This is a genomic window from Enterococcus sp. BWT-B8 (genome assembly GCF_020567625.1).
GTDB lineage: Bacteria > Bacillota > Bacilli > Lactobacillales > Enterococcaceae > Enterococcus_L.
This window is the reverse complement of sequence record NZ_JAJDJV010000029.1, coordinates 1,964-5,056: the sequence shown is the minus strand read 5'-3', so window position 1 is coordinate 5,056 and position 3,093 is coordinate 1,964. Positions and strand designations below refer to the sequence as shown.

The 3,093-nt window shown below is 50.6% G+C and carries 1 rRNA gene; it reads right to left on the bottom strand.

From position 1 onward, the window contains the following. Positions 1–5: 5 nt before the first annotated feature. Positions 6–2,917: ribosomal RNA gene (locus LI951_RS15010) — 23S ribosomal RNA — on the bottom strand. Between the last annotated feature and the right edge of the window lie 176 nt (positions 2,918–3,093).

The following is a 3,093-nucleotide window of genomic DNA, read 5'->3' as shown; positions in this document are numbered from 1 at the left end:
ATTCTTTGGTTAAGTCCTCGACCGATTAGTATTGGTCCGCTCCAACTATCACTAGCCTTCCACTTCCAACCTATCTACCTGATCTTCTCTCAGGGGTCTTACTTTCTTAAAGAAATGGGAAATCTCATCTTGAGGTGGGCTTCACACTTAGATGCTTTCAGCGTTTATCCCTTCCCTACATAGCTACCCAGCGATGCGCCTGGCGGCACAACTGGTACACCAGCGGTAAGTCCATCCCGGTCCTCTCGTACTAAGGACAGCTCCTCTCAAATTTCCAACGCCCGCGACGGATAGGGACCGAACTGTCTCACGACGTTCTGAACCCAGCTCGCGTGCCGCTTTAATGGGCGAACAGCCCAACCCTTGGGACCGACTACAGCCCCAGGATGCGACGAGCCGACATCGAGGTGCCAAACCTCCCCGTCGATGTGGACTCTTGGGGGAGATAAGCCTGTTATCCCCAGGGTAGCTTTTATCCGTTGAGCGATGGCCCTTCCATGCGGAACCACCGGATCACTAAGCCCGACTTTCGTCCCTGCTCGACTTGTAGGTCTCGCAGTCAAGCTCCCTTCTGCCTTTACACTCTGCGAATGATTTCCAACCATTCTGAGGGAACCTTTGGGCGCCTCCGTTACCTTTTAGGAGGCGACCGCCCCAGTCAAACTGCCCATCTGACACTGTCTCCCACCCCGATCAGGGGTGCGGGTTAGAGGGTTCATAACACAGGGGTAGTATCCCACCAGCGCCTCCGTCGAAACTTGCGTCCCGACCTCTTCGGCTCCTACCTATCCTGTACATGTGGTACAAACACTCAATATCAAATTGCAGTAAAGCTCCATGGGGTCTTTCCGTCCTGTCGCGGGTAACCTGCATCTTCACAGGTACTAAAATTTCACCGAGTCTCTCGTTGAGACAGTGCCCAAATCGTTACGCCTTTCGTGCGGGTCGGAACTTACCCGACAAGGAATTTCGCTACCTTAGGACCGTTATAGTTACGGCCGCCGTTTACTGGGGCTTCAATTCTGAGCTTCGCCGAAGCTAACCCATCCTCTTAACCTTCCAGCACCGGGCAGGCGTCAGCCCCTATACTTCATCTTTCGATTTTGCAGAGACCTGTGTTTTTGATAAACAGTCGCTTGGGCCTATTCACTGCGGCTGACCGAAGTCAGCACCCCTTCTCCCGAAGTTACGGGGTCATTTTGCCGAGTTCCTTAACGAGAGTTCGCTCGCTCACCTTAGGATGCTCTCCTCGACTACCTGTGTCGGTTTACGGTACGGGCAGATGCTTTCTCACTAGAAGCTTTTCTTGGCAGTGTGACATCAGGAACTTCGGTACTATTATTTCCCTCCCCATCACAACTTGTCCTTAAAGAAGTAAGCATTTGACTCACCTCAAGACTCGTTGCTTGGACGTGCTCTTCCATTCGCACATTTCCTTAGCCTGCTGCGTCCCTCCATTGTTCAAACAAAATCATCTGGTACAGGAATATCAACCTGTTGTCCATCGCCTACGCCTTTCGGCCTCGGCTTAGGTCCCGACTAACCCTGGGCGGACGAGCCTTCCCCAGGAAACCTTAGTCATACGGTGGACGGGATTCTCACCCGTCTTTCGCTACTCATACCGGCATTCTCACTTCTAAGCGCTCCAGCAGTCCTCACGATCTGCCTTCTACGCCCTTAGAACGCTCTCCTACCATTACACCTAATGGTGTAATCCACAGCTTCGGTAATATGTTTAGCCCCGGTACATTTTCGGCGCAGGGTCACTCGACTAGTGAGCTATTACGCACTCTTTAAATGGTGGCTGCTTCTAAGCCAACATCCTAGTTGTCTGTGCAACCCCACATCCTTTTCCACTTAACATATATTTTGGGACCTTAGCTGGTGGTCTGGGCTGTTTCCCTTTCGACTACGGATCTTATCACTCGCAGTCTGACTCCCGGATATAAATGTATGGCATTCGGAGTTTATCTGAATTCGGTAACCCGAGATGGGCCCCTAGTCCAAACAGTGCTCTACCTCCATCATTCTTAATTCCGAGGCTAGCCCTAAAGCTATTTCGGAGAGAACCAGCTATCTCCAAGTTCGTTTGGAATTTCTCCGCTACCCACACCTCATCCCCGCACTTTTCAACGTACGTGGGTTCGGTCCTCCAGTGCGTTTTACCGCACCTTCAACCTGGACATGGGTAGATCACATGGTTTCGGGTCTACGACTGCTTACTCATTCGCCCTATTCAGACTCGCTTTCGCTGCGGCTCCGGCTCTTCACCTTAACCTCGCAAACAATCGTAACTCGCCGGTTCATTCTACAAAAGGCACGCCATCACCCATTAACGGGCTTTGACTTGTTGTAGGCACACGGTTTCAGGGTCTATTTCACTCCCCTTCCGGGGTGCTTTTCACCTTTCCCTCACGGTACTGGTTCACTATCGGTCACTAGGGAGTATTTAGCCTTGCGGGATGGTCCCCGCGGATTCCGACGGAATTTCACGTGTTCCGCCGTACTCAGGATCCTCCTAGGTGCTGTCAACATTTCGTCTACGGGGCTTTCACCCTCTTTGGCGGACCTTTCCAGGTCCTTTGACTATCCTGACAGACTCCCATATTGGAGTCCTACAACCCCAACAAGCAAGCTTGTTGGTTTGGGCTCTTCCCGTTTCGCTCGCCGCTACTCAGGGAATCGAATTTTCTTTCTCTTCCTGCAGGTACTTAGATGTTTCAGTTCTCTGCGTCTACCTCGATTACGCTATGTATTCACGTAATCGTAACATCCTATAAAAGATGCTGGGTTCCCCCATTCGGAAATCTCTGGATCATAGCTTACTTACAGCTCCCCAAAGCATATCGGTGTTAGTCCCGTCCTTCATCGGCTCCTAGTGCCAAGGCATCCACCGTGCGCCCTTATTCACTTAACCTTATCAACCTTACGGTTGGGTTTTGATCCGTTTCTCTAGCGATAGAGGCGTAATCAAGAAAAATAAGCTATCGAACAATTTTAAAAAACTCTAAATTCAGTTTCATTATTCAACGCGGTGTTCTCGGTTTGTTTTGTGTTGTTGATTTTCTTTCTATCCAGTTTTCAATGAACAAA